The organism is Arcobacter venerupis (genome assembly GCF_013201665.1).
Classification (GTDB): Bacteria; Campylobacterota; Campylobacteria; order Campylobacterales; family Arcobacteraceae; genus Aliarcobacter; species Aliarcobacter venerupis.
Genome location: NZ_CP053840.1, coordinates 791137 through 816537 on the forward strand (window position 1 = coordinate 791137; position 25401 = coordinate 816537).

26 protein-coding genes are annotated in these 25401 nt (G+C 27.2%); 22 read left to right on the forward strand and 4 right to left on the reverse strand.

Annotated elements, in window-relative coordinates; genetic code table 11:
* The first annotated feature begins 2 nt into the window (after nucleotides 1-2).
* The 4 genes from tsf to gmk are packed head-to-tail and all read left to right on the forward strand — an operon-like array spanning nucleotide 3 to nucleotide 3206.
* Nucleotides 3-1049, forward strand: coding sequence for a translation elongation factor Ts (tsf, locus tag AVENP_RS03870; RefSeq protein ID WP_128357521.1), 1047 nt, complete (start codon nucleotides 3-5; stop codon nucleotides 1047-1049).
* Between the two features lie 41 nt (nucleotides 1050-1090).
* Nucleotides 1091-1774, forward strand: coding sequence for an ABC transporter ATP-binding protein (locus AVENP_RS03875; protein ID WP_172664204.1), 684 nt, complete (start codon nucleotides 1091-1093; stop codon nucleotides 1772-1774).
* Nucleotides 1771-2583, forward strand: coding sequence for a hypothetical protein (locus AVENP_RS03880; RefSeq protein ID WP_128357520.1), 813 nt, complete (start codon nucleotides 1771-1773; stop codon nucleotides 2581-2583). The genes AVENP_RS03875 and AVENP_RS03880 overlap by 4 nt, the downstream gene beginning before the upstream one ends.
* 5 nt (nucleotides 2584-2588) lie before the next feature.
* A complete protein-coding gene (gene gmk, locus AVENP_RS03885) occupies nucleotides 2589-3206 on the forward strand; it encodes a guanylate kinase (protein ID WP_128357817.1) in 618 nt (205 codons plus the stop codon).
* 2 nt (nucleotides 3207-3208) lie between these two features.
* Here gmk and AVENP_RS03890 read toward each other — a convergent pair whose 3' ends face one another.
* Nucleotides 3209-4831 (reverse strand): EAL domain-containing response regulator, encoded by a 1623-nt coding sequence (locus AVENP_RS03890; protein WP_128357519.1) that lies wholly within the window; start codon nucleotides 4829-4831, stop codon nucleotides 3209-3211.
* Nucleotides 4832-4931: 100 nt separating this feature from the next.
* Between AVENP_RS03890 and AVENP_RS03895 the strand changes: the two genes are divergently transcribed.
* Nucleotides 4932-7370 carry a heavy metal translocating P-type ATPase gene (locus AVENP_RS03895; RefSeq protein WP_128357518.1) on the forward strand — a complete coding sequence of 813 codons (2439 nt, stop codon included), beginning with the start codon at nucleotides 4932-4934 and terminating at the stop codon, nucleotides 7368-7370.
* A gap of 20 nt (nucleotides 7371-7390) precedes the next feature.
* The gene (gene ccoS, locus AVENP_RS03900) at nucleotides 7391-7636 is read left to right on the forward strand and encodes a cbb3-type cytochrome oxidase assembly protein CcoS (RefSeq protein WP_128357517.1); all 246 of its coding nucleotides are present in this window, start codon (nucleotides 7391-7393) and stop codon (nucleotides 7634-7636) included.
* A 27-nt stretch (nucleotides 7637-7663) separates the two neighbouring features.
* On the opposite strand, the gene AVENP_RS03905 is transcribed toward ccoS, so the two are convergent.
* Complete coding sequence (locus tag AVENP_RS03905) at nucleotides 7664-7957, reverse strand: c-type cytochrome (RefSeq protein WP_128357516.1); 294 nt, start codon at nucleotides 7955-7957, stop codon at nucleotides 7664-7666.
* 185 nt (nucleotides 7958-8142) lie between these two features.
* On the opposite strand from AVENP_RS03905, the gene AVENP_RS03910 reads away from it, so the two are divergent.
* The 14 genes from AVENP_RS03910 to AVENP_RS03975 all read left to right on the forward strand — a co-directional run bounded on the left by AVENP_RS03910 (nucleotide 8143) and on the right by AVENP_RS03975 (nucleotide 19760).
* Entirely contained in the window at nucleotides 8143-8742 is a 600-nt protein-coding gene (locus tag AVENP_RS03910; RefSeq protein WP_128357515.1) for an ATP-binding cassette domain-containing protein, read from the forward strand.
* Nucleotides 8729-9667, forward strand: a complete 939-nt coding sequence (gene hemH, locus AVENP_RS03915; protein ID WP_128357514.1) for a ferrochelatase — start codon at nucleotides 8729-8731, stop codon at nucleotides 9665-9667. The genes AVENP_RS03910 and hemH overlap by 14 nt, the downstream gene beginning before the upstream one ends.
* 14 nt (nucleotides 9668-9681) lie before the next feature.
* Nucleotides 9682-10227, forward strand: coding sequence for an AmmeMemoRadiSam system protein A (amrA, locus tag AVENP_RS03920; protein WP_128357513.1), 546 nt, complete (start codon nucleotides 9682-9684; stop codon nucleotides 10225-10227).
* Complete coding sequence (amrS, locus tag AVENP_RS03925) at nucleotides 10224-11210, forward strand: AmmeMemoRadiSam system radical SAM enzyme (protein ID WP_128357512.1); 987 nt, start codon at nucleotides 10224-10226, stop codon at nucleotides 11208-11210. The genes amrA and amrS overlap by 4 nt, the downstream gene beginning before the upstream one ends.
* Nucleotides 11207-11992, forward strand: coding sequence for an AmmeMemoRadiSam system protein B (amrB, locus tag AVENP_RS03930; RefSeq protein ID WP_128357511.1), 786 nt, complete (start codon nucleotides 11207-11209; stop codon nucleotides 11990-11992). Before amrS ends, amrB begins: the two co-directional genes overlap by 4 nt.
* On the forward strand, nucleotides 11993-12736 hold the full coding sequence (locus AVENP_RS03935; protein ID WP_128357510.1) for an ElyC/SanA/YdcF family protein: 744 nt from the start codon (nucleotides 11993-11995) through the stop codon (nucleotides 12734-12736).
* Between the two features lie 59 nt (nucleotides 12737-12795).
* On the forward strand, nucleotides 12796-13536 hold the full coding sequence (locus tag AVENP_RS03940; RefSeq protein ID WP_128357509.1) for a metal ABC transporter ATP-binding protein: 741 nt from the start codon (nucleotides 12796-12798) through the stop codon (nucleotides 13534-13536).
* 9 nt (nucleotides 13537-13545) lie between these two features.
* Nucleotides 13546-14340, forward strand: coding sequence for a metal ABC transporter permease (locus AVENP_RS03945; protein WP_128357508.1), 795 nt, complete (start codon nucleotides 13546-13548; stop codon nucleotides 14338-14340).
* Between the two features lie 234 nt (nucleotides 14341-14574).
* The gene (locus tag AVENP_RS03950) at nucleotides 14575-15414 is read left to right on the forward strand and encodes a CvfB family protein (protein ID WP_228201829.1); all 840 of its coding nucleotides are present in this window, start codon (nucleotides 14575-14577) and stop codon (nucleotides 15412-15414) included.
* 104 nt (nucleotides 15415-15518) lie between these two features.
* Nucleotides 15519-16067, forward strand: coding sequence for a thiol peroxidase Prx-SUH (prx-suh, locus tag AVENP_RS03955; RefSeq protein ID WP_128357507.1), 549 nt, complete (start codon nucleotides 15519-15521; stop codon nucleotides 16065-16067).
* Between the two features lie 110 nt (nucleotides 16068-16177).
* Nucleotides 16178-16918, forward strand: coding sequence for a tetratricopeptide repeat protein (locus tag AVENP_RS03960; protein WP_128357506.1), 741 nt, complete (start codon nucleotides 16178-16180; stop codon nucleotides 16916-16918).
* 72 nt (nucleotides 16919-16990) lie between these two features.
* Nucleotides 16991-18184, forward strand: coding sequence for an NnrS family protein (locus AVENP_RS03965; RefSeq protein WP_228201828.1), 1194 nt, complete (start codon nucleotides 16991-16993; stop codon nucleotides 18182-18184).
* Nucleotides 18185-18249: 65 nt separating this feature from the next.
* Nucleotides 18250-19209, forward strand: coding sequence for a protein-methionine-sulfoxide reductase catalytic subunit MsrP (gene msrP, locus AVENP_RS03970; protein WP_128357505.1), 960 nt, complete (start codon nucleotides 18250-18252; stop codon nucleotides 19207-19209).
* Nucleotides 19209-19760: a ferric reductase-like transmembrane domain-containing protein gene (locus AVENP_RS03975; protein WP_128357504.1), complete on the forward strand. Its 552-nt coding sequence runs from the start codon at nucleotides 19209-19211 to the stop codon at nucleotides 19758-19760. Before msrP ends, AVENP_RS03975 begins: the two co-directional genes overlap by 1 nt.
* Nucleotides 19761-19774: 14 nt before the next feature.
* Here the strand turns inward: AVENP_RS03975 and AVENP_RS03980 are convergent, their stop codons facing one another.
* Together AVENP_RS03980 and AVENP_RS03985 are read right to left on the reverse strand one after the other, a co-directional pair.
* Nucleotides 19775-22165 (reverse strand): HD domain-containing phosphohydrolase, encoded by a 2391-nt coding sequence (locus tag AVENP_RS03980; protein WP_128357503.1) that lies wholly within the window; start codon nucleotides 22163-22165, stop codon nucleotides 19775-19777.
* Nucleotides 22155-23195 (reverse strand): ABC transporter substrate-binding protein, encoded by a 1041-nt coding sequence (locus AVENP_RS03985; RefSeq protein ID WP_128357502.1) that lies wholly within the window; start codon nucleotides 23193-23195, stop codon nucleotides 22155-22157. Before AVENP_RS03985 ends, AVENP_RS03980 begins: the two co-directional genes overlap by 11 nt.
* Before the next feature lie 248 nt (nucleotides 23196-23443).
* Here AVENP_RS03985 and AVENP_RS03990 point away from each other — a divergent pair, with 248 nt between their 5' ends.
* Nucleotides 23444-24763, forward strand: a complete 1320-nt coding sequence (locus tag AVENP_RS03990; protein WP_128357501.1) for an ammonium transporter — start codon at nucleotides 23444-23446, stop codon at nucleotides 24761-24763.
* A gap of 22 nt (nucleotides 24764-24785) precedes the next feature.
* Nucleotides 24786-25124, forward strand: a complete 339-nt coding sequence (locus AVENP_RS03995; RefSeq protein WP_128357500.1) for a P-II family nitrogen regulator — start codon at nucleotides 24786-24788, stop codon at nucleotides 25122-25124.
* The last annotated feature ends 277 nt before the right edge of the window (nucleotides 25125-25401 follow it).

Below are 25401 nucleotides of genomic sequence, written 5' to 3' on the forward strand. Positions count from 1 at the left end.
TTATGGCTGGTGCAACTCCAAAATTAATTAAAGAACTAAGAGAAATGACTGGTGCAGGTATGCTTGATTGCAAAAATGCACTTAACGAAACTGATGGCGATTTAGAAAAAGCAGTTCAAGCTTTAAGAGAAGCTGGACTTGGGAAAGCTGCTAAAAAAGCTGGAAATGTTGCTGCTGAAGGTGTTGTTGCTGTTAAAGTTAACGCTGATAATACAATAGCTACAATGTTAGAGTTAAATGCACAAACAGATTTCGTTGCTAAAAATGAAAATTTCCTTAATTTAACGCAAGAGATTTTATCTCATGCTCAAGCTAATAATATTGTTGATGCTGAAACTTTAGTTGCATCTACTATTAATGGAATGGCTTTCTCAGAGTTTTTAAATGGTAAAATCGCTACAATCGGTGAAAACTTAGTTGCAAGAAAATTAGTTTCTGTATCTGGTACAGTTGTAAATGGTTATGTTCATACAAATGGTAGAGTTGGAGTTTTATTAGCTGCAACTTGTGATGAAGCAGCTAAAGATAAAACTTCTGCTTTATTAAAATCATTAGCAATGCATGCATCTGCAATGAAGCCAACTGTTATTTCTTATACTGATTTAGATCCTGAATTTGTAGATTCTGAAAACAGAGCAATCGTTGCAGAAATCATAGCTGATAACGATGAGTTAAAAAGATTAGGAAAACCATTAAAAAATATTCCTGATTTTGTTTCTAGATCTCAATTAACAGAGTCTGCAATTGCTAATGCAAAAGCTGCTTTTGAAGCTGAATTAAAAGAACAAGGTAAACCAGAAAAAATTTGGGCTAATATTATCCCTGGAAAAATCGAAAGATATATTACAGATAATACTCAATTAGACGGTAGATTTGCTTTATTATCTCAAGCTTATGTAATGAATGATAAATTAACTGTTGAGCAAGCAATTGCTGAAGTTGATGCATCAATCAAAATTACTGAGTACATTAGATTTGAACTTGGTGAAGGTATTGAAAAAGTAGAAGAAGATTTCGCAGCTGAAGTTGCAAAACAAATGGGAAAATAATCGTAGTTTCATAACTATGTAAAATAAAAAAGGAAGATGTAATGAGTGAAGCTAATAAAATGGAGGCACTCATTGCAGATGACTTTTTACTACAAGCTAAAAACTTATCTCATAAATTTGATTATGAGCTTTTTAATAATATAAACTTATCTCTATCTAAAAAAGAATCAATTGCAATTATAGGTACAAGTGGAAGTGGAAAATCAACACTTTTAAATATTTTGTCTTCTCTTTTAAAACCATCAACAGGTACTGTTGTTTTTAAAAGTAAAGATATGTATTCTTTAAATCAGAATCAATTATTAAAAATTAGAAGAGAAGATTTTGGAATAATTTTTCAAGCTCACTATCTATTCCGTGGATTTTCTGCTATTGAAAATCTCGAAATTGCTACACTTTTAAGTGGTGAGGATATTGACAAAAATCTATTAAAAGAGTTAAATATAGATTACGTAATAAATCAAGGTGTAGGTGAATTAAGTGGTGGTCAACAACAAAGACTTTCAATAGCAAGAGTTATGACAAAAAAACCAAGAATTATTTTCGCTGATGAACCAACTGGAAATTTAGATAAAGATACTGCAAATATTGTAATGAATACCTTATTTAAATATATAAAAAATAATGATGCTGGTTTAATACTCGTAACACATGAGCATGAGTTAGCTATGAAATGTGATAAAGTTTATAAGTTACAAGATTTAGTATTGCAGGAGATAAAGTGACTATATTATTAATATGTGATGCTGCAATAATTGAACATATTTTTGTATTAGTTTGTAAAAGACTAAATATTAAATTATCGATTCAAAAAACAAATAGTGTTAACGAAAAATTTGATTTAATTATTATTGATCAAAGTTTTATTGATGATAAATTTAACACTATAAAACAATTTTCTAAAAAATTAGGTGCAATAAGTTCAGAAGAGTTGCCTTTTGATAAATCAAGAGATTTTATAATTCCAAGACCTTTTTTACCTACAAAATTAGAAGCAATTTTAGCAGAACAAATAGTTATAATAAAAGAAGATAATGAAAAAGAAAAAAACTCTGTTTCATCAAAACCTTTTGTAAATCATTATAGTGAAGATGAAGATGTAATTATTCCAATTACAACTAAATATATTGAGCAGATGGATGATAATCAAGAAAATGATTTTGAAGATGAATTTCCTAATGAAGAAGAAGATGAAAGTATTGTTAGTTCATCAGAATTTCATATGGGTGGAATTTTAGACCATAGTGAATTAAGTAAAATAAATAATATTTTAAGAGAAGATAATATTCAAAATGAAATCAATTTAGAAAAAAATGATTGGAAAGATATTTCTGCAATAATAGATGATGCCTTAGATGAAGTTAAAGAATATGAGTTTGATTTATCTTCTCCACCTGTTAAACCTTATAATTTAGTACTGAGTGATTTTAATATTAATGAATTAAGACCCTTATTGGAGAAATTTGATCAAACTGTAATTGATAAACTTTCAAGTGGTGAAAGTGTTGATATTAGATTAAGTTTGAAGGATTAAATTTGATAAAAGAAAAAAAAGGTGCAATTTTAATACTTTCAGGTCCAAGCGGTTGTGGAAAATCTACTTTATTAAAAGAAGTGTATAAAGATATTGACGATTATTATTTCTCTATTTCAACAACAACAAGAGCTCCTAGAGTTGGAGAAGTAAATGGAATTGATTACTTTTTTGTTACAAAAGAAGAATTTGAAAAAGATATTCAAAATGATGATTTTTTAGAATATGCAAAAGTCCATGATAACTATTATGGAACTTCATTAAAACCTATAAATAAAGCTTTAGCAGAGGGAAAACTTGTAATATTTGATATAGATGTTCAAGGCCATGAGATTGTACGAAATAAACTTGATTCTATAGTTACTTCTGTTTTTATTACAACTCCATCTTTAGAAGTTTTAGAAACAAGATTAAATAGTAGAAATACTGATAGTCTTGAAATTATTGAAAAAAGAATTAAAAATGCAAAAGGTGAAGTGGAGTATTTTCAAGATTATGATTATTTAATAATCAATGATGATCTTCAAACAGCTGCAAAACAGTTGGTTTGTATTGCAAATATTACAAGAATAAAAAGTACACTTTTTGAGAAAAAGAACATTGTATCAAGTTGGTTAAATTAACCTTACTTGATTGAATCGTAACTAAGAGGTTTATCAAAGTAATAACCTTGACAATAATCTATATTTAACTCTTTTATTTTATTATAAATATCTTCATCAGACACATATTCAGCAACTGTTTTTACTTTAAATTCTTTTGAAAAGTTTGCAATTGTATTTACTATTATTTCTAAATCTTTTGAACTATTAATTCTTTCAATTAATGAACCATCAATTTTAACAAAGTCAATATCCAATAAAGTTAATAGATTAAAGTTTGAATATCCAGCACCAAAATCATCTACTCCAACTATACAATCAAATTTTTTTATTTCAGCAATAAATTTTGCAACTTCATTAAAGTCTGAAATCTCTTCTGATTCAAGTATTTCAAATTCAAGGAATTCTGTGAAGTCTTTATTTTGTTCTAGTATTTCATAAATAAATGCAGTTGTTTCTTCATTTGCAATATCATCAAATGATATATTTACAGAGACTCTCTTATTTTTATTTTTAATTAATTTAAAAGCATCTTGAATAACAATTTTTATAATATTTGGATAAAGTTTTGTTTTTTTAGCAACATTTATAAAATGAAATGGAGCAATTTCAACACCTTCTTTTGTGATATATCTAATAAGTGCTTCATATTTGTGAACTTCTTTTGTTTTTGTGTCAACAATAGGTTGGAAATATGCTTGGAATAAATTTTCTCTAAAACCAACTTTTAACTGTTTTACCCATTTGATATTCTCTTCAAAAGATTGTTGAATTTTAAATGATTCGTTATAAATCATTATTCTTTGAAGTTTTGTTCTTGCATAATTAATTACTCTTTGTGAGTATTTAAATGCTCTTGCTCCATCACCTTGTGCAATTCCAATAGTAATATTTATATCAATTTCATCTTCATCAATAAGTAAAGATTCTTTTTCAATTTTATCTGCAAATGTTTTACAAAGATTGTAAAACTCATTTACATCTTGATTATGTTTTCTTGAAACGATAGTAAATTTATCAGCTTCAATTCTGTAAACAACATAATCTTCATCATTAAAATAGGTTTTTAATTTATTTGCAAGTTCAAATAAAATTGTATCTCCTATTTTTTCACCAAATAAATCATTTACTGTTGAAAATTCATCAATATCCAATAAAGCCATTAAGTCAATATCATTTTCATCTAAATCTTTTTTTAATTTATTTCTATTTGGCAGATTTGTGAGTTTATCAGTATATAAATCTTTTAATTCATGGTAAATTAATGATTGAGACATTACTTGCAAAAGTTTCGCAATATCAATAGGTTTTAAAACATATTTATCAATTCCAATATCAATGGCTTCTAGTAAATACTCTTTATTTGAAAATGCAGTTGCTACAATAATTGGAATATTTAGGTTGATTTTTTTTATCTCTTTTACCATATCTAAACCATTTAAAATAGGCATATTTACATCTGTAATAATTAAATCTATTTCGTTTTCATGTTCTTTAAAAAGCTCTAGTCCTTCTTGTCCATTTTGAGCTACATATTGTTTTTTGGTGAAGCCTTTTAAAATTTGATGGGTAACTTCTCTTAAATCCTTTTCATCTTCGGCATATAAAATAGTTATATTTTTTAGTATTGAAATATTGTTTATCATTATTAAGACTCTCTCCAAAATTATTAAGATATAATATCATAATAAAGCATAATATCTAAATAATCATATGTATTGTTTTTAGAGCATAGTAGGAGTTTTTTTGTCGAAAATTAAGTGTAATCATTGTCACTTAGAATTTAGTGAAAATGTGATGATAAAAGAGGGTGATTTAAATTTTTGTTGTAAAGGATGTCAAGGTGTTTATCATATTTTAAAAGATGATGGACTGGAATCTTTTTACGATAAGTTAGGAAATAAGACACTTGCACCTCCTTTAAAAATTATAAATGATGATGTGACTAAATTTGATTCAAAAAACTTTTTAGATAATTATGTAAGTGTTACAAAAGATGGATTTTCTCAAATTGACTTAATTATTGAAGGAATTCATTGTGCTGCTTGTGTTTGGTTAAATGAAAAAGTTTTATACGAAACAAAAGGAATAATTGAAGCAAATATAAATTTTACTTCAAATAAAGCCAGAATTGTTTGGGATGAAGAGAAATTAAAACTTTCAGAGATTATTTTAAAAATTAGAGCTATTGGTTATAACGCATATGCTTATGATTCAAGTGTAGCAGATGAACAAGCTTCAAAGGCTAAAAGAGACTATTTTATTCGCATGATGGTTGCAGTTATTGCAAGTATGAATATTATGATGTTAAGTGTTGCCAAATATACTGGGTTTTTTACAGGAATCTCTGAAGAAGTAAAAAATATGATTCACATAGGAGAATTTTTACTTTCAACACCAGTTTTATTTTATAGTGGATGGATATTTTTCAAAGGTGGATATTACGGATTAAAAAATCGTATGGTAAATATGGATTTTTTAGTGGCTTCAGGTTCAACACTTACTTATGTTTATTCAATGTTTATTCTCTTTGGCGCAAAGGGTGAGAGTTATTTTGACTCCGTTGCTATGATTATTACTTTTGTTCTTGTTGGAAAATATTTGGAAGTAATTGGTAAAAAGTCAGCTGTTGATACCTTAGATAAAATAAAATCAAGTTTGCCACTTGAAGCTGTTGTTATTGAAAATAACATTAAAAAAACTGTTGCACTTAATAGCATTAAATTAGGTGATATTATTGAAATGAGAGCTGGTGAGAAAGTTCCAGTTGATGGAATAATCACAAAAGGTGAAGGATTCTTTGATGAATCAACACTCACAGGTGAATCAATTCCAGTATATAAAAAAGTTGGTGATACAGTATTTAGTGGAACAATAAATAGTAATGCGTTAATAGAATTTGAAGTTACAAAAGATTTTAGAAATTCTACATTTTCATCTATTGTTACGCTTTTGGAAGACTCTTTAAATTCAAAACCAAAAATACAGACAAAAGCAGCAGAAATTTCAAAATATTTTACAGTTACAATTTTGTCTTTAGCCCTAACTACTTTTTTAGTTTGGTATTTCTTTGGAGTTGATTTAGGTTTTAATTATTCAGGAGCAAATCATTTTGAAAAGTCATTTATTGTAGCTGTTTCAGTTATAGTAATTGCTTGTCCTTGTGCTTTAGCACTTGCAACTCCAATGGCTAGTTTAGTTGGTATTTCTGAACTTGCAAAAAAAGGACTTCTATTTAAAGAAGCAAAATTCATTGAGTCTTTAGCTGTTGCAAATACAGTTGTTTTTGATAAAACAGGAACTTTGACTAAGGGTGAATTAAATGTTGCAAAAATGAAGATTTTAGATGATAATATCCATAAATTAAATCTTTTATACTCTTTATTAGCAGCTTCTACACATCCTGTAAGTTGTTCAATAAAAAAACATTTAGAAACAAAATATGAATTAACAGAAAAAAAACTAGATAACGTAAAAAACATTGAAGCAAAAGGTATGAGTGCCAGTTATACAAATGTAGATGGAAAATCTTTTGAGCTTTTAGGTGGAAATGTAGAACTATTAAAAGAGAATGAAATTTATTATAAATTTGATTCAAATAAAACAGTTTATTTATTTACTATAAATAAAAGAGTAATTGCAAGTTTTGAACTAGAAGATGAAATAAAAGATAATGCAAAAGATTTAGTAGATTTTTTACAAGATAAAAATATTGAAGTTGTAATGTTAACTGGCGATAATGAAAATGTTGCTTCAAATATTGCTAAACAATTAGGAATTAAAAAGTATTTCTCTTTTCAAACACCAGTTTCAAAAGCAAATTATATAAAAGAGTTAAAAAAAGAGAATAAAGTAGTTGTTATGGTTGGAGATGGAGTAAATGATAGTGTTGCTTTAAGTAATGCAGATGTTGCAATCGCAATGGGAAATTCAGCAGATGTTTCTTTAGCAATTTCAGATATAGTGTTATTAAATTCATCTTTAACTTCATTAAAAGATGCTTTTATTATTTCAAGAAAAACATATAAATTTATAAAACAAAATTTGACACTTTCTTTGATTTATAATACAGTTACAATTCCTTTAGCAATGGCAGGTCTTGTAATACCATTATTTGCAGCTCTTTCAATGAGTTTAAGTTCATTAATGGTTGTATTAAATTCACTTAGAATAAAAATGAAATAAAGCTTTTAAAAGGAATAAAAATGATAAATGATACACTTTTTTTTATGTTAATTGTGGGAATTATAATTTCAGCTGGAATGCTGTTTCTTTTTATTTGGGCTGCCAAAACAGGACAATTTGATGACTCAAATAAGATTGTAAATGGACTGTTATTTGATAGTGTTGAAGATTTAAATGATGCTATAAATAAAGAAAAAAGTTTAAAAGATGCAAAAGCTGAAAAATTAGAAAGTGAAAAAGAGAAGTTAAAAAAAGAGGAAAACTAGTCAACTTTCATTGACTAGTTTGAAAAATTATTTCATTGCAGCAATTTGTTTTGCAATATCAGCGATATCAGCGTCAGTTAATTTTGCAACTTGACCTTTCATAACAGCACCCATACCGTGAACATTTAAAGTTCCAGCTTTATAACCATTTAAAGAAGCAACAGTTTTTGCTTCATCCCAACCTTTAACAATTTCAGATTTACCTAATGCAGCTTTTTCAAAGCTTGCTCCATGACAAGTAGCACATGCAGCAATTGAAGCAGCTGATAAAGAAGCAGCTGTAGCAGCAGCAAAGATTACTGATAATACGATTTTTTTCATTTTTTCTCCTTAAATTTTAGAAAAAATATTTTAGCTTTTTTTTCTTTCTTTAGGCTTAATATTTTTACTTAATTAGTGTAAGTTTTCCTTATAATTGTATATATTTTGTGAAATATCATTTCATTTTTTTTTGCAAAGATAAAGGCACTTTTTTATATAGTATATTTTTTTTAAAGGCGTATGTATTGAATCAAAAAGTTTTAAATATAAATAATCTAAATTTTTATTATAAGAAAGAAAATCCTATTTATAAAGATTTTTCTCTTGAGTTAAAAAAAGGTGAATTAGTAACAATTTTTGGTAAAAGTGGTAGCGGTAAAACTACTCTCTTTGAGCTTATTTCTGGGAGCTTAAAACCGATAAGTGGAACAATTGAAAAATTAAATATTGCAATGATATTTCAAGATCCATATAACTCTTTTCATCCAACATATTCAATATTGGAACAAATAAAAGATATAGTTGGCGATATTCCTCAAAAAGAGTTAGATGAATATTTAAGTAAATTAACACTACAAAGAGAAATATTAGATAAAAAAACATATGAATTAAGTGGTGGACAACTTCAAAGATGTTCAATTTTAAGAGCTCTTTTAATGAAGCCAGATTTACTTTTGGTTGATGAACCAACATCTGCTTTGGATAATATAATAGCTTATGATGTGATGAAGTTATTAATCACTTTATTAGATAAATGTGCTATTTTGTTAATAACACACGATTTAGATATGGCTTCGTGGTGTAGCGATAAAATAATAAGGTTAGAAGAAAATGCAAGAAAATAAAAAAGCTCTAGTTTTACTTAATATGGGTGGAGCTAGAAATAAAGCTGAATTAAAAATGTTTTTAACAAATATGTTTAATGATAAAAATATAATAACTGTAAAAAATCCAATTATAAGAAAAATGATTGCATTTTTTATTACAACTTCAAGACTTGATAGTGCTTGGAAAAATTATGAACATATAGGAAATGCTTCGCCTATAAATCCATTAACTGAAAAATTAGTAAATAAATGTAATGAAAAAATTGAGGATTTTAAAACTTATCAAGTTATGAGATATACTCCTCCATTTGCACAAGATGTAATAAAAGAGATTTTAAAAGATGGAATAAATGAGATAGTAATGTTGCCTTTATATCCACAATATTCAACTACAACTACCAAGTCCTCAATTGAAGATTTTATAGATTATTTACCTTATACTTTTGGAAAAAACATAAGATATATTGAAACATTTTATGAAAATGATAAATTTAATGAGTGTATTGTAAATGAGATTTTAAATAATGCAGAAAACTCAAATGAATATAATCTAATTTTTTCAGCCCATGGACTTCCTCAAAAAATAGTTGATGCAGGTGATCCTTATGAGCAACAAATGATTGCTCATGTTAAAATATTAAGTGAAAAACTTGAGCTAAAAGGAAAAAACTTTAAATCAATAAATCTAGCATATCAATCAAAAGTAGGGCCTTTAAAATGGCTTGAACCCTCACTTGAAGATATGTTAAAAAACTTTAAAGATGAAAAAGTAATAATTTATCCAATTGCCTTTATAGTAGATAACTCAGAGACAGATTTTGAGTTGAATATTGAGTATAGAGAAATTGCTCATAATTTAGGAATAAAAGAGTATAAAGTTTGTAAGTGCGTAAATGATAGTGATGAGTTTATAGAAACTATAAAGGATATTATCAATAATTAAATTAGGAGTTTAAAATGGAAAATCATGTTTTATTAGATATTGCAAAAAAATCAATAGAAGAAAAGTTTGATTCAAGTATAAAAATAAACAAAGAACAACTCTTAAAAGATTTTCCATTTTTAGCCCAAAATGGTGCAACTTTTGTAACCTTGACTTTAAATAATCAACTTCGAGGATGTATTGGTTCATTACAAGCACATCGTCAACTTCTTGATGATTTAATTTCAAATGCCTTTGCAGCAGCTTTTGAAGACCCAAGATTTTATGAACTTACCCTTGATGAGTTTAAAAAAGTAAAGATTGAAATCTCTATTTTATCAACACCTGTTGAAGTGATTTATACAGATATAGAAGATTTAAAATCAAAAATAAAACCAAATATTCATGGGGTTATTTTGCAAAAAGATGGACGAAAAAGTACATTTTTACCACAAGTTTGGGAACAACTTCCTAGCTTTGAAGAGTTCTTTTCTCATCTTTGTTATAAAGGAAGTTTTGAGCCTAATTGTTTGGAGTTTCACCCACACGTATTTACTTATGAAGTTAATAAAATAAAATGAAATTTTACAAACAAGAAAAAGAGCGATTAGTTTGTCTTTTGTGTTCATATTATTGTAAATTAAAAGTAGGACAAACTGGAGTTTGTGGGGTAAATAAAAATATTGGTGAAAAAATAGAGTGTTTAGTTTATGGATATTTGAGTGCTTTAAATATTGACCCAATTGAGAAAAAACCACTTTATCACTTTTTACCAAATTCAACTTCACTTTCTCTTGGAACTGTTGGTTGTAATTTTAGATGTTCTTTTTGTCAAAATTGGCAAATATCACAAACATCAAATATAAATAAAAACAACTATTTTAGTGTGGATGAAATTGTAGACATTGCAAAAGAGAAAAACTGCAAATCAATCTCCTATACCTACAATGAACCAACGATTTTTTATCCCTTTGCTAAAGATATTGCTTTAAGGGCAAAAGAATTTGATATTAAATCTGTTTTTGTTTCAAATGGTTTTGAAAGTTCTGAAGTAATAGCTGATATGAAAGGTGTGATTGATGCTATGAATATTGATTTAAAATCTTTTGATAAAAACTATTATAAAAAATCTTTAGGTGGAGATTTAAAAGTTGTTTGTGATAATTTAGTTAATATTAAAAATAATGGTATTCATCTTGAAATCACAACTTTGATAGTCCCCACAATTAATGACTCAAAAGAAGAGTTAGAAAATATTGTAAAATTTATAAAAGAGAATCTTGGAGTTGATACTCCTTGGCATATTAGTGCTTTTCATCCTGATTTTAAAGAGTTTAATTTACAGCGAACAAAAGATGAAACTTTACAAATAGCATTTGATATTGCAAAAGAGTATGGTTTAAACTATGTTTATATGGGAAATACTACTTTTGAAAATGATACGGTTTGTAAAAATTGTGGAGAAATTTTAATTAGAAGAGAATATTTTAATGTTTTAGAAAACAAAGTTGTTGATGGATGTTGCCCTAAATGTAAAACAAAAGTTGATGGAGTATTCCTATGAGTATCAGAAAAGCAGTTGTAAGTGGAAGTTTTTATCCAGATAAAAAAGAAGAGATTTTAAAATATATAAATCATTTTAATAGTGTTAAAACAAATGATGAAACCTTTGAAAATATTAAAGCTATTATTGTTCCTCATGCTGGATATATTTATAGTGGATTTACTGCAAATTTGGCATATAAATTACTAAATAAAGAAGACATAAAAAGAGTCATTGTTATTGGGCCATCGCATAGAGCTTATCTAAAAGGCGCAAGTGTTGCTTTGTATGATGAGTATGAAACTCCCCTTGGAAATCTAAAAATTGATAAAGAGTTTTCTCAAAATTTAATAGATAAATATGACTTTTTAGAGTTTAACGAAGAGTGTGAATTTGAACACTCAACAGAAACCCAAGCACCTTTTATAAAACATTATTTTGAAAATATACAATTAGTTGAGATAGTTTATGGTGAAATTGATTATGAAGATTTATCAAAAGTGATTGATGAGGTTTTAGAAGATGAGTTGAATTTTGTAGTTATAAGTACAGATTTAAGCCACTTTTATACCCTTGAAGAGGCAAATAAAAAAGATAACATTTGTTTAAATGCAATAAATAAAAAAGATTTAGAGATGTTTAATTATTGTGAAGCTTGTGGAAAAACTGGTGTAAAAGCGATTATAAATTGGGCGATTAAGAATAATTATGAAACTAAAGTGTTAAATTATTGCACGAGTGCAGATGTTACAAAAGATAAAAATAGAGTTGTTGGATATACATCAGCTCTAATAGGAAAATAAATGTTTATATTTAAAAAAATTGTTTCAGCGTTTTTGTTGCCAATTCCAATTGGTCTTTTTTTACTTCTTATCGCTTTTGTTTATTTGATGTTTAACTCTTATAAAAAAGCGAAGATATTTTTATTTATAGGATTTTGTTGGTTTTTAATATTTTCATTTCAACCATTTTCAAATGCTATTTTAGCTCCACTTGAAAATTCATATCCAGCACTATTACAAACACCAAAGGTGAACTATATTTTAGTTTTAGGAAGTGGACATAAAACAAATGAGAGTTTAAGTATTACTTCACAAGTAAAAATGGTAGCAATTAATAGATTAGTTGAGGGAATAAAACATTATAAAAATCTTGAAAATGCAAAATTAATTCTTTCAGGATATGGTGCAAATGATGAATATTCTCACGCTTACATGCAAGAAAAACTGGCTATTTCTTTAGGTGTAAAACAAGAAGATATTATTAGACTTGATACTACAAAAGATACAAAAGAAGAGGCAATTGAAACCAAAAGAATTGTAGGTGATGAAGCTTTCATTTTGGTAACTTCAGCTTCTCATATGAAAAGGGCAGTTTTGTTGTTTCAAAAAGAGGGATTACATGTGATAGCAAGTCCCACAAATAATTTAGCTTATAAAGATGACTCTTATTCGGCATATTTTTCTGCAAAAAATATTAGAAATAGTGAAATGGCTATTCATGAATATTTAGGATTAGCTTATTCTTGGTTGAAAAATGAAATTTGAGATTAGATTTATCTAATCTTTGATAATATTGCAACAAAGTTGCAAGTAAAGGTTTTTTAGTGGAATTAATAAATATTAGTAATTTATTTTACAAATATAATAAAACAGATGTATTAGAAGATATAAATTTATCAATAAAAGATAATGATTTTTTAGCAATTATTGGACCAAATGGTGGAGGAAAATCTACTTTATTAAAACTAATTTTAGGTTTATTAACACCTCAAACTGGGAAAATTGATAAAAAAATAAAAAATAGTTTAATAGGATATGTTCCTCAAAATACAAATTTAAATATAGATTTTCCAATCACGGCATTGGAAATTGTTTTAATGGGACATACAAGTTCAAAAAGAAAATTATTCGGATATTCAAAAGAGGATATAGCTTGTGCAATGGATTCTTTAAAAAAAGTTAGTATGGCAGATTTTGCTAATTCAAAAATTGGTGATTTAAGTGGAGGTCAAAGACAAAGAGTTTTTATTGCAAGAGCTTTGTGTTCAAATCCAAAAATTATGTTACTTGATGAACCAACAGCAAGTATTGATGTAAAAGGGCAAAGGGAGATTTATGAGTTGTTAAAAGAGCTTAATAAATCAATTTGTATAGTGGTTGTTAGCCATGATATTTCAGTTTTATTAAACTATGCAAAAAATGTTGCCCATATAAATAAAAATATAGTTTATCACTCTTTAGAAAATATGCAAAAAAATATAAATACACAAAATGAACATTTATGTGAAGTTGAGCTTTTATCAGCTTTAGGAAAATCTCATGTTTGTTGTGAACACACTCATTAAAGGCAAAAAATGTTAGAAATATTACAATATGATTTTATTCAAAATGCCTTAATTGCAGGAGTTCTAATCTCAATAGCAGCAGGAATAATAGGTTCTCTTGTTGTTGTAAATAAGATTACTTTTTTGACAGGTGGAATCGCTCATAGCTCTTATGGAGGAATTGGACTTGCTATTTATTTAGGTATTCCAGTTTTATTTGGAGCAACTGTTTTTGCAGTATTAACAGCCGTTGTAATTGCAATAATCACTCTAAAAAATAGAACTAGAATAGATGCTATCATTGGTATGATGTGGGCAAGTGGAATGGCGATTGGTATTATATTTGTGGATTTAACACCTGGATATAATGTGGATTTGTTATCATATCTTTTTGGTTCAATCATTGCCGTTTCAAGGGATGATTTGATTTATATGAGTGTTTTAGATGTTTTTATCATAGGAATTATTGTTTATTTTTATAAGCAGATTTTGGCAGTTTCTTATGATAGTGAATTTGCAAGTTTAAGAGGTATAAATGTAAAGTTCTTTTATACACTAATTTTAATTCTAGCAGCACTTTGTGTGGTGGCAGCTATTAAAGCTGTAGGATTGATTTTGGTAATTGCACTTCTAACAATTCCCACATATTTAGCCGAAAGTTTCTCAACAAAATTATCAACAATGATGATAATTAGCTCAATTTTAGCCACGATATTTACAATCTTAGGATTGCTTGTCTCTTATGCTTATGATATTAGTTCAGGTGCTAGTATTATTTTAGTAGCAGTTGTTGTTTTAGCAATTGTGAAACTTTTTAAAAGATAGTTACTTTCCTCGTTCTCAACATTTTTTCATTCCCAACTTCCATGTTGGGAATGAAAAAATTAAAAATAAATAATAAGCTCTTTAATTAAGAAACTTGTAACACTATATGACACTTTTTCATATTAAAATTTTAAGTTTCCTCAATCATAGTGAAAAAGGCAAAAAACCCAGTAAAAAAGGATTATTTGGCTATAATCCACAATAAAACGAAAAAAAAGAAACGGAAAAACCAAAATGAATAAAAAACAAATAAACGAACACATCTATGTGGGCGAGTTAAATACTCTTGCAGTTAATAGAGTTAGCGAACCTGGAATCTATCTAATTAGTGATGACCAAACAGAAGTTCTACTTCCAAATGCCTATGTTACAAAGTCTATGGAAATAGGCAGTTTTCTTGATGTATTTATATATACAGATAGTGAAGACAGACTGGTAGCAACTACGTTAAAACCTTATGTATATTTATATGAATTTGCCTCTTTAGAAATAGTTGATTCTATGAAATTTGGCTCTTTTGTGGATATTGGATTACCAAAACATATTTTAGTTCCTAAAAATAAACAAAAGGGAACTTACTCTATTGGAAATACAAAAGTTTTACAACTTCAACTTGACGAGAGAACAAATAGATTAATAGCTTCAGAAAAATATGATTTATTAAAAGAGATAAAAAATTTAGAAAAAAATGCTGAGGTTGAGATTATACTTTATTCAAAAACACCACTTGGATACAAAGTTATAGTAAATAACTCTTACGATGGAATGATTTATCACACAGAGATTTTCGAAAACCTAAAAATTGGTGATAAAAAAAGAGCATATGTAAAAAATATTAGAGATGATAATAAAATAGATATTTCACTTCAAAAGATTGGTGAAAAACCATCAGGAGATAAAGTTTTTGATGTGTTAGTTCAAAATGGTGGGAAATTGAATTTCACATACAAAAGTGAAGTTGAAGATATAAACAAAGTATTTGGACTTAGTAAAAAAGCTTTCAAAGCTTCATTGACAAAACTAATAAGTGAGGATAAAATTATCCTTGAAGAAGATGGTATTAGAGTTAAATAGTAACAGATAAAATAATTACATCTTGATAGCAAACAATTAAGAGTATATTTATCCTATTTGATTATAATTTCGTATAAATTTAAATAAATTAAAGGAAAATAATAATGGCAACAACAAAATTAAAAGGTAATGAAGTAACTTTAAGTGGTACAGAAGTAAAAGTAGGAGATATCGCTCCTGTAGTTACAGTTGTAGCAAAAGATTTATCTGATGTTCAAATTGGTGGACAAAAAGGAAAATCTCAAATCGTAGTTGTAGTTCCATCTTTAGATACAGCAGTATGTGCAGCTGAAACTAGAAAATTCAACGAAGCAGCAGCAAAAATTGAAGATGCAGAAGTAATCGTAGTTTCTATGGACTTACCATTTGCAATGGGAAGATTTTGTACAACTGAGGGAATCGAAAACTTAACTGTTGGTTCAGACTTCAGAGCAAAAGCTTTCGCTAAATCTTATGGAGTTTTAATCTCTTCAGGAGCATTAGCAGGTGTTGCTTGTAGAGCAGTATTTGTAATTGATGCAAATGGAATTATTTCTTACAAAGAAATTTGTCCAGAAATTACAGAAGAGCCAAATTATGAAGCAGCATTAGCAGCAGCTAATGGTGTTGTAGCATCATCTGGTTCTTGTGGAACTGGTTGCGGTTGCCACTAATCTTAAATAAATAAAAGCCATCAATCTTGATGGCTTTTCCTCTTTTTGCTTTATAACTCAAATAAGTAGTATAATGATTTCAGACTAAATTTATTAGTAGGAGTAAAATTATGTTAAAAAAATTACTAAAAATCACACTGTTCTTTTTCTTTGGCTTACAAACTCTATTTGCAGCAGCTGTAAATGATGGATTTGTAGAATATAAAAATGGAAATAACGAACAAGCTATCGAAATATTTAAAAAAGCTTGCGAAAATGGTGCTTCTTCTGGATGTTATAATCTAGGACTCATGTATTATAATGGAACAAATGTTGAACAAGAATATTTTAAAGCAGCAGAAGCTTTCTCAAAAGCTTGTGATGGTGGACATGTTAATGCTTGTTACAACTTAGGATATATGTATCAAAATGGTTTTGGTGTTCGACTAGATTCTAAAAAAGCATTATCTTTATATGAAAAAACTTGTGATGCTGGATTGGGAGCTTCTTGTTATAATATAGCAAATATGTATACCCTTGCAGATGGAGTTGAACAGGATACTTTTAAAACGGTAGAATATCTTACAAAAGCTTGTAACTTAAATCATCCAAAAGCTTGTTATAACTTGGCAGTTAGATATAATAATGCAGATGGAGTTGAAAAAAATCTTGCAAGATCGTCTTTACTTTATGAGAAATCTTGTGGTTTAGGATTTTCAAAAGCTTGTTATAATCTAGGAATCATGTATTTAGATGAAGAATATTATGTGAAAAATAATCAAAAAGCATCTGAACTTTTCAAAAAAGCTTGTGATATGAACCTTAGTGAAGCTTGTACTGCTTACGATAATTTAATTAAACAAGCAAATTAATTTGACTTGTTTGTAATCAAGGCTTTAATTTTTCATAACAGCTAAAATCTCTTAAAAAATTTAGGAGATTTTATGTTGTTACTTTGGTATAAAAAGTTTTCTTCTCAACCACACCAACCATTTTTTACAAGTGGGATTCTATTTTTCATACTTTTTATGGTTTTATTTATTTTATCAAATTTAAATATTTTACTTTTAGATACTTCAATTTTGACTTATCATGCTTATAGTATGGTTTTTGTTATATTTATTCAGTTCTTTTTGGGATTTTTATTTGTTGTTTTTCCACGATTTTTAGCCCAAGCTGAGATAAAAACAGAAGTTTATATGAAACAATTTTTCTTATATTTTATCGCTTCTTTTGGAATTCTTTTAACTTTGATTTTTTATTCTAAAATCACTTTTATATTTGAAATTATGATGTTAGTAGCTCAAATTATTAGTTTTAATTTACTTTATTCAATTCACAAAAAAAGTGCTGTAAAAATAAAAGAAGATACAAAATGGGTTTTAATTGCATTTTTGTCTGGCCTTATTTTTCATGGTTTATTTATTATTTCAAATTTAGATTTTTTTTACTCTTATGAAGTTTCAAAACTTGCTATAAATGGTGGATTTTATCTATTTATTTTTATGATAGTTTTTACAATTTCACAAAGAATGATTCCTTTTTTTACAACTGCAAAGGCACCTGATTATAAGATAAATAAAAGTGAAAATCTTTTATTTCTAGTATTTGGTTTTTTAGTATTGAAAGTTGTTTTGCTATCTTTTGATAATGCAAAAATAAATATAATTGCAGATGTTCCTTTATTTATAATCATCACAAAAGAGTTAATAAAATGGAAACTTCCAATCTTTAAAGTTCCTTCAATTGTATGGGTTTTATATCTTGGACTTTATTGGATTCCAATAGCTTTATTAATCTCAATTATTGAGAGTTTTATGGCATCTTATGACTCTAATATTGTTTTTGAAAAAGCTGTTATTCATACTTTGGCTTTGGGATATTTTATAACTTTACTTGTAGGTTTTGGAACGAGGGTAATTTTGGGACATTCAGGAAATATAATCCATGCAAGTAACTTTGCCACGTTTATATTTATATTTGTTCAACTGTTGACGATGCTAAGAATATTCACTTCATTTAGTTTAAATTTCGGATTTGATTATATATTTTTGATAAATTTAACGGCAATTTTACTAATCGTTGGTTTATGTATATGGTCAAGTAAATATTTAACTATTTTAATCAAAGGAAAATAATTTTCAACTAAACATACCCTTTACAATAAATTTCTATAATGTGGAAATTATAAAAAAGGGTATTTATGAATATCATTAGAAAAAAATCTTGGGAAATTTCACAAAATGAAGTTACTCCAAAAGAACTATTTGAAAAAAGAAGAAGTTTTATAAAGTTAGGTGCTGCTTCATTGGTTGCTAGTGGAGCAATAATGGAGCTTTTGGCACAAGAAAATCTGCCAAAAATTACCCTTGATTTTATAAAAGATGAAAATAAAAACAATCTAAAATTAAATACATTTGAACAAATAACATCACACAATAATTTTTATGAATTCACTACAAATCAAAGTGCTGTAAAAGATATGGCACATACTTTAAAAACTGATAATTGGAAAATAAAAATAGATGGATTAGTTGAAAATCCAATGGAAATTGACTTAGATGATTTAAAAAAGATGTTAATGCTAGAAGAGAGAATTTATAGATTTAGATGTGTTGAGGGTTGGAGTATGGTTGTTCCTTGGAATGGTTATACACTTAGCTCTTTAATAAAAAAAGTTAAACCACTTTCAAATGCTAAATATATTAGGTTTGAAACTTTAGTTGATTCTTCAAGTTTCCCTGACCAAGATAGAGGAGTTTTCGCAACTTTGGATTATCCTTATGTTGAAGGACTTCGAATTGATGAAGCTATGAATGATTTATCTTTTTTAGCCATTGGGCTTTATGGGGATTTACTGCCAAAACAAAATGGTGCACCAATTAGATTAGTTACTCCTTGGAAATATGGATTTAAATCTATAAAATCAATAGTAAAAATTTCATTTGTAGAAAAAGAGCCTTTAAATACATGGCAAAAACAAAATCCAAAAGAGTACGGTTTTTATGCAAATGTAAATCCAAATGTTGATCATCCAAGATGGTCACAAAAAAAAGAGAGAGTTTTAGGTAGCTTTCTAAAACAAAATACATTAATGTTTAATGGTTATGAAAAAGAGGTTGCATCTTTATACAATGGAATGGATTTAAGAAAGTATTTCTAATGAAACGTTTTTTAATTTATTTAATATCATTATTACCACTGTTATATTTACTTGTGCGATTATTTATATTTGAAGATGTTAGTGATCCAATAAAATATATCTATACAATTACAGGGGCAAGTGCAACTGTGATAATTTTCTTTTCTATTACACTTTCATTAATAAGAGAAAAAATAAATTTAATAAAATATAGAAAAGAAATAGGACTTTTAGGCTTTTTTTATGCACTTTTGCATCTATTAAATTTTATAGTTTTAGATGCTTCTTTTGATTTTAGTTTTATTATAAAAGAGACAGTTGATAAACCTTTTATTTATTTAGGAATGATTGCATTTTTTATAGTTTTATTTATGGCAATAACATCAACAAAAGATTTATTTAGAAAATATAATAAATATCATAAATTTGTATACTTAGCCTTAATATTAGTTACAATTCACTGGATAATGGCTCAAAAAGCTATAAGTATATTGCAGTTTATATATATTGGAATAATTTTAATAATTGGATATTACAAACTTCTACAACAAATAATAAGAAAATATAAATAAAAAGAGTTATTTTATTAGCTCTTTTTATTAGTTAAATATTTACTAATATCTACTTCATCAATTTGCTCATCTAATAAGAAGTTTTTTGCATATTCTTTATAAACACCACTTGTTAAAAATATTTCAAAAAGATCACTGTCTATATGTTCATCATCTCTCATAAATGACATAATTTTTATTGATTCACTTAAAGTTTTTGCTTTTTTATATGGTCTATCAGCTGCTGTTAATGCTTCAAAAATATCTGCAATTGCCATAATTCTAGCTGGAATTGAAATTTCAGCTTTAACTAATTTTCTAGGATAGCCTGTTCCTATCATCGTTTCATGGTGAGAACCTGCATATTCTGGTACATTTTTTAGATTTTTTGTAAAAGGAATATTTTCGAGCATTTTGATAGTTATAATAATATGTTCGTTAATTTTGAATCTCTCTTCTTTAGTTAATGTACCTTTTTTTATACTAAGATTATAGAACTCACCTAAATTTCTTTCATATTTTGGAACATCCATTTTAAAGCCAAATCTTTTATATTCATCTAAATCAATTTTTCTAAATCTATAAATAATTTGTTCCGTTTTATCTTGGAGTAAATTTTCAATAACTGGTACAAAATCTTCTTTATTTTCCATTCTTCTTAACTCTTCATGTGACAAGCCCAATCTATTATCAAAGTTCCGTAACCACGTTATTTTGGCAATTTCTTCTAATCTATCAATACTTGATTGTTCCATAAATTCGCCACCTACATTACAATTTGCTATAAATTCAAAATCTAAAGTTAGTTTTTTATATTTTTGTTTTAGTTCTTCCTCAAGTTGAGTTTTATTTTTAGGACTTTGCAATAATTGTTCGTAATATTCAATAGTTGCATCTCTATATAAAACTTCAAATCTTGTTCTTATTTCATGAATTCTATTATAAATAGTTTCTAGTTTTGTTGCTTTATCAACAACATATTCAGGCATTACAATTTTCCCACAATCATGTAACCAAGCGGCTATTTTGAACTCTCTCCATTGCTCTTGAGTTGAAAAATTGAATTCTGCTAGTTTTTCATTTGTAGATTCAGAAGCAACTTTTGCTAGTGAGATAGCTAATTCAGGAACTCTTTTACAATGTCCACCTGTATATGGTGATTTTGAATCTATAGCTTCTGCTAAAATTTTTATAAAAGAATCAATTAAATTAGTCTGTTCTTTTTCATATTTTTGAATAGACTTAGACATACTTATAATAGAAGTTGATAATTTATGAAACTCATATATAATTGTTTTCACAGGTTTTACATTATCATATTTATTTTGTGCAATTTCATTTGTCAAAATTTCTAATTCATTTATTGGTTTTGTAACAAATCGTTGTAATATGTAATGAATTGGAAAATAGATAATTAGAATAATGAAAAAAGAAATAATAACACTATTTATAAGAGTATTTTTAATATCCGCAGTTACTATGTCTTTTTCTACATAAGAAGCAATGTACCAGTTCTGTCCACTATTTTTTTCTAATTTTGAAATAAAATATATATATTCTTTATTATCTTTGTCTTTTAATTCACCAGTTAATAAATTTTTTTCTATTTTTTCAAAAATGTTTGAATATAAAGAAGATTCCATATTATCAAGATTTAAAAGTTTATCATCTTTTGTTTTTAAATTAATATTAAATGAAGTCGCGATAACACCTTTTGACTGATTAAATAAAATTAATTTTCCATTTAAAATATTGGCCTTTGTTTCTAATAACTTTGATATTTTATTTAGAGTAAAATCAGCAGCAGCAACTTTTATTTTTTGATTATATTCATTAAAATCTCCAACAGATATTGTAATTCCTGGTTCTTTAGTTGAGTCAAAAATATATGGTTCAGACCAATAAATCTTAGAACTTTCAACTGATTTATACCAATCTCTTTTTCTTGGGTCATATGTTGAGTTGTTTATAACAATAGATGTTGTTAAGTAGTTTTCGTTTTTATAATACCAACAATCTAAATCTCTTTTGTCTATTTTATTTATACTTCTATATGCAAAAGTTGGTTCTCTTCTTGTTTGTAAAAAATTACCATATTCATCTGCTAAAAAAACACTTGCAATATTTTCATTTGATTTTAACTGTTCCCACATTACTTTTTCAATAATTGCTTCATTTGAAATAATGTTTGTATTATCAGTTATCTTTGATAAAACATTTAATTGTCCCACGATACTTTTTAGCGATTCCATAATTGTATTTGATAAATTATTTGTAATTTCAAAATTCTTCTCTTCTAACATTTTATAGGATTGTTCTAATCCTCGTAAATAAAAATTTGAAATTAAAAATAGTGATAACAAAAGTGTCAATGATCCAAATAGGACAAAAATACTCACCATAAAGGTATATCTATTATTTTTCATTTAAGTCCTTACTTTTTAAATATTCTTTTTTCAAATTTTCAAATTTCTCTAAAATATTCATATATGTATCTTCATTATTAAATAATATTTCAGAATTTAATAGACTTTTTTCATTTGGATAAGTGACTTTATTTGATAAGTCTTTTTCGTCAAGATATCTTTTTGAAGTTTCACTAGAAATAGCATATCCAGTTGTATTTCCAATTTTTGCAGAATTTTTATCATCAATAATAAAATCAATAAATTTATAAGCTAAATCTTTATTTTTTGAATCTTTTAAAATAACCATTCCATCTGCCCACTTTAAAGCACCTTCTTTAGGATAAATAAATTCAAAATCTTTAGAATTGTCAAGTATTAATTTAGCATCACCACTAAATGCCATTCCAACAGCAAAATTATTTGTAATAAAATATGTAATTGCATTTGCTGAACTTATATCTTTAATATTTGGGATTAATTCTTTTAATTTTTCATTGGCTTTATTTATTTCTTGCTCATTTGTACTATTTGCACTATAACCTAGAGATTTTAAGGTGATTCCAATTACATCGGCTGGTTCATTTGATAATAAAATTGAATTTTTGAATTCATCTCTCCATAAATCATCCCATTTTTCAATAGGTTCTTTTACAAGTTTTTTGTTGTAAATTAAACCAACTGTTCCCCATAAATAAGGAATTGTATATTCAAAAGAGTTTATGAAGGTACTTCGTAAAAAATTTTGATTTATATTTGAATAGTTTTTTAAGTTGTTTGGATTTAGTTTTTCTAATTTATTGAGTTTTTTTAGTTTAGTAATATAATTTGAAGAAACAATGAGTAAATCATAATCATTTTTTTTATTTATTTTTGTATATATTTCTTCATTTACTTCATGAATATCATATACAATTTTTATATTATTCTCATAAGCGAAATCTTTTAATAATTCCACATCAATATAATCAATGAAATTAGAGATTTTTAAAATTCTTTGTTGAGCAAATAAAGAAGTAATCATAATGATAATGCAAAATATATGTTTCATAGTAGCTCTTTAAAACTTAAGATAAATAATTGCAAATAAACTAATTAATAATAGCATACTATTGAATGAACTAATAAAATATTTATAAAATTAATTTTGATTTTTTAGGTGATTATTTTATTGAGCTTGATAAAAACTACTCAATAATATAAATCATTTGAAATTGGTTATTATTTAACCAGTTGTATTGTATTCTTTTGTAAGAAAACATGGTAAATTTCTTTATATACAAAAACAAAGGATAATGAATGAAAAAGTGGCTTTTATCAATTCCCTTACTAAGTGTTCTAGCATTTGCAGAAGATGTGGCTGAACCAGTAATTAATTCAGGTGATACTGCTTGGATGATGATCTCAACAGCATTAGTTATGTTAATGACACCAATTGGATTGGCTTTATTTTATGGTGGTATGACAAGATCAAAAAATATACTAAATACATATTCAATGGTATTTGGTTCTTTTGCGATTGCATTTATTGCATGGATCGTTGCAGGATTTTCTATCGCATTTGGAACTATTGATGGTTCTATGAATGAATTTATAGGTGGATTTGAAAATGTTATGCTAAATGGCATTAGTTGGAAAGATTTTGCAAGTGTTGATTTAGGACAACTTTATCCTAAATTTGTATTTGTAGTTTTCCAAGGTACTTTTGCAGCAATTACTGTAGCAATTGCTTCTGGTTCAGTTATTGAAAGAATGAAATTTTCATCTTGGATGACTTTTGCAGCTATTTGGACAATTGTTGTTTATGCACCAATTGCACATATGGTTTGGGGTGGAGGATACTTATTTAATGAAGGTGCTCTTGACTTCGCAGGTGGAACAGTTGTTCATATGAATGGTGGTCTTGCTGGTTTAGTTTTAGCTGTGCTTCTTGGAAAAAGAGCTGGTTATAATAAAGTAGCAATGAAACCTGTAAGTATTATTTTAACAGCAGTTGGTGCTGGCCTTTTATGGTTCGGTTGGTATGGATTTAATGCAGGTTCTGCATTTGGTGCAAATGCAATTGCTGGTGTAGCATTTTTAACAACAACTGTAGCTGCTACTGTGGCAACTCTTGCATGGTTAGCAATTGAAGCTATAATATTTAAAAAACCAACACTTCTAGGTGCTGCTTCTGGTGCTATTGCTGGATTAGTTGCTATTACTCCTGCTGCTGGATTTGTAAGCGTAGGTGGAGCTCTTATTATTGGTATTGTTGGGGCAATTGTAGCCTTCTTTGGGGTTTCAATCGTTAAGAAAAAACTTGGTTATGATGATAGTTTAGATGCATTTGGTATTCACTTCCTTGCTGGTTTATGGGGAGCAATTGCAACAGGTATCTTTGCACTTAATGACAAAGATTTATTATGGGATGGTCCTCTTAAAGCTTCAGATGATAGAGTGGCACAAATTTTAGTTCAATGTGAGTCTGCACTAATTGTAGGTGCTTATACATTAATCGGAACAATAGTTGTTTATTATATTGCCTCATTCCTTACTGGTGGAGCGCGTGTAAATGAAGATAAAGAGAGTCAAGGTTTAGATGAATCAGTACACGGTGAACGTGGCTTCAACTTATAAAATATATAATAAAGAGGACTAAATGAAAAAGATAGAAGTAATAATAAAACCATTTAAACTTGAAGATGTTAAAGATGCTTTAGTAGAAGTAGGAATAACAGGAATGAGTGTATATGATGTAAAAGGTTATGGAAGACAACAAGGGCATAGTGAGCTGTATAGAGGGGCAGAATATGTAGTAGATTTTTTACCAAAAATCAAGATAGATATAGTGGTAAAAGATGAGATGGTAGAATCAGTAATAAACGCAATTGTAGGTTCAGCAAAAACTGGAAAAATCGGAGATGGAAAAATTTTTGTTTCATCTTTAGATGAAGTTGTAAGAATTAGAACTGAAGAAAGAGGTAGCGAAGCTGTTTAATGCTTTTGCTTTGAGAATAAATTAAAAAGATGAAATTTAATTATTTCATCTTTTTTTTTAGCTTTATTTTCAAATATAGTGTCAAGTTAACTCTTGGTTAATTCTTGATTGGGTTTTAGTTAATTATGGACTGATAAAATTAATTCATAGATAAGTTGACGCAGCGACTTATTTATTCAATCGCTTAAGATAGATTTCTTAGACAAAATAATTTTTATGTTTCCTTGTATAAAGAAGGGATGTCAAGAGTACATCCCTTTTTTATTTTCAATCTTTC

What these genes read in the sequence shown, in the direction of transcription:
- msrP (WP_128357505.1), top strand. Translation starts at nt 18,250, where the DNA reads ATGAATATCATTAGAAAAAAATCTTGGGAAATTTCACAAAATGAAGTT.
- AVENP_RS03985 (WP_128357502.1), bottom strand. Translation starts at nt 23,195, where the DNA reads ATGAAACATATATTTTGCATTATCATTATGATTACTTCTTTATTTGCT.
- AVENP_RS03990 (WP_128357501.1), top strand. Translation starts at nt 23,444, where the DNA reads ATGAAAAAGTGGCTTTTATCAATTCCCTTACTAAGTGTTCTAGCATTT.
- AVENP_RS03980 (WP_128357503.1), bottom strand. Translation starts at nt 22,165, where the DNA reads ATGAAAAATAATAGATATACCTTTATGGTGAGTATTTTTGTCCTATTT.
- AVENP_RS03875 (WP_172664204.1), top strand. Translation starts at nt 1,091, where the DNA reads ATGAGTGAAGCTAATAAAATGGAGGCACTCATTGCAGATGACTTTTTA.
- AVENP_RS03965 (WP_228201828.1), top strand. Translation starts at nt 16,991, where the DNA reads ATGTTGTTACTTTGGTATAAAAAGTTTTCTTCTCAACCACACCAACCA.
- AVENP_RS03935 (WP_128357510.1), top strand. Translation starts at nt 11,993, where the DNA reads ATGTTTATATTTAAAAAAATTGTTTCAGCGTTTTTGTTGCCAATTCCA.
- ccoS (WP_128357517.1), top strand. Translation starts at nt 7,391, where the DNA reads ATGATAAATGATACACTTTTTTTTATGTTAATTGTGGGAATTATAATT.
- amrA (WP_128357513.1), top strand. Translation starts at nt 9,682, where the DNA reads ATGGAAAATCATGTTTTATTAGATATTGCAAAAAAATCAATAGAAGAA.
- AVENP_RS03945 (WP_128357508.1), top strand. Translation starts at nt 13,546, where the DNA reads ATGTTAGAAATATTACAATATGATTTTATTCAAAATGCCTTAATTGCA.
- AVENP_RS03995 (WP_128357500.1), top strand. Translation starts at nt 24,786, where the DNA reads ATGAAAAAGATAGAAGTAATAATAAAACCATTTAAACTTGAAGATGTT.
- amrS (WP_128357512.1), top strand. Translation starts at nt 10,224, where the DNA reads ATGAAATTTTACAAACAAGAAAAAGAGCGATTAGTTTGTCTTTTGTGT.
- prx-suh (WP_128357507.1), top strand. Translation starts at nt 15,519, where the DNA reads ATGGCAACAACAAAATTAAAAGGTAATGAAGTAACTTTAAGTGGTACA.
- hemH (WP_128357514.1), top strand. Translation starts at nt 8,729, where the DNA reads ATGCAAGAAAATAAAAAAGCTCTAGTTTTACTTAATATGGGTGGAGCT.
- AVENP_RS03905 (WP_128357516.1), bottom strand. Translation starts at nt 7,957, where the DNA reads ATGAAAAAAATCGTATTATCAGTAATCTTTGCTGCTGCTACAGCTGCT.
- AVENP_RS03975 (WP_128357504.1), top strand. Translation starts at nt 19,209, where the DNA reads ATGAAACGTTTTTTAATTTATTTAATATCATTATTACCACTGTTATAT.
- AVENP_RS03890 (WP_128357519.1), bottom strand. Translation starts at nt 4,831, where the DNA reads ATGATAAACAATATTTCAATACTAAAAAATATAACTATTTTATATGCC.
- AVENP_RS03950 (WP_228201829.1), top strand. Translation starts at nt 14,575, where the DNA reads ATGAATAAAAAACAAATAAACGAACACATCTATGTGGGCGAGTTAAAT.
- tsf (WP_128357521.1), top strand. Translation starts at nt 3, where the DNA reads ATGGCTGGTGCAACTCCAAAATTAATTAAAGAACTAAGAGAAATGACT.
- amrB (WP_128357511.1), top strand. Translation starts at nt 11,207, where the DNA reads ATGAGTATCAGAAAAGCAGTTGTAAGTGGAAGTTTTTATCCAGATAAA.
- AVENP_RS03960 (WP_128357506.1), top strand. Translation starts at nt 16,178, where the DNA reads ATGTTAAAAAAATTACTAAAAATCACACTGTTCTTTTTCTTTGGCTTA.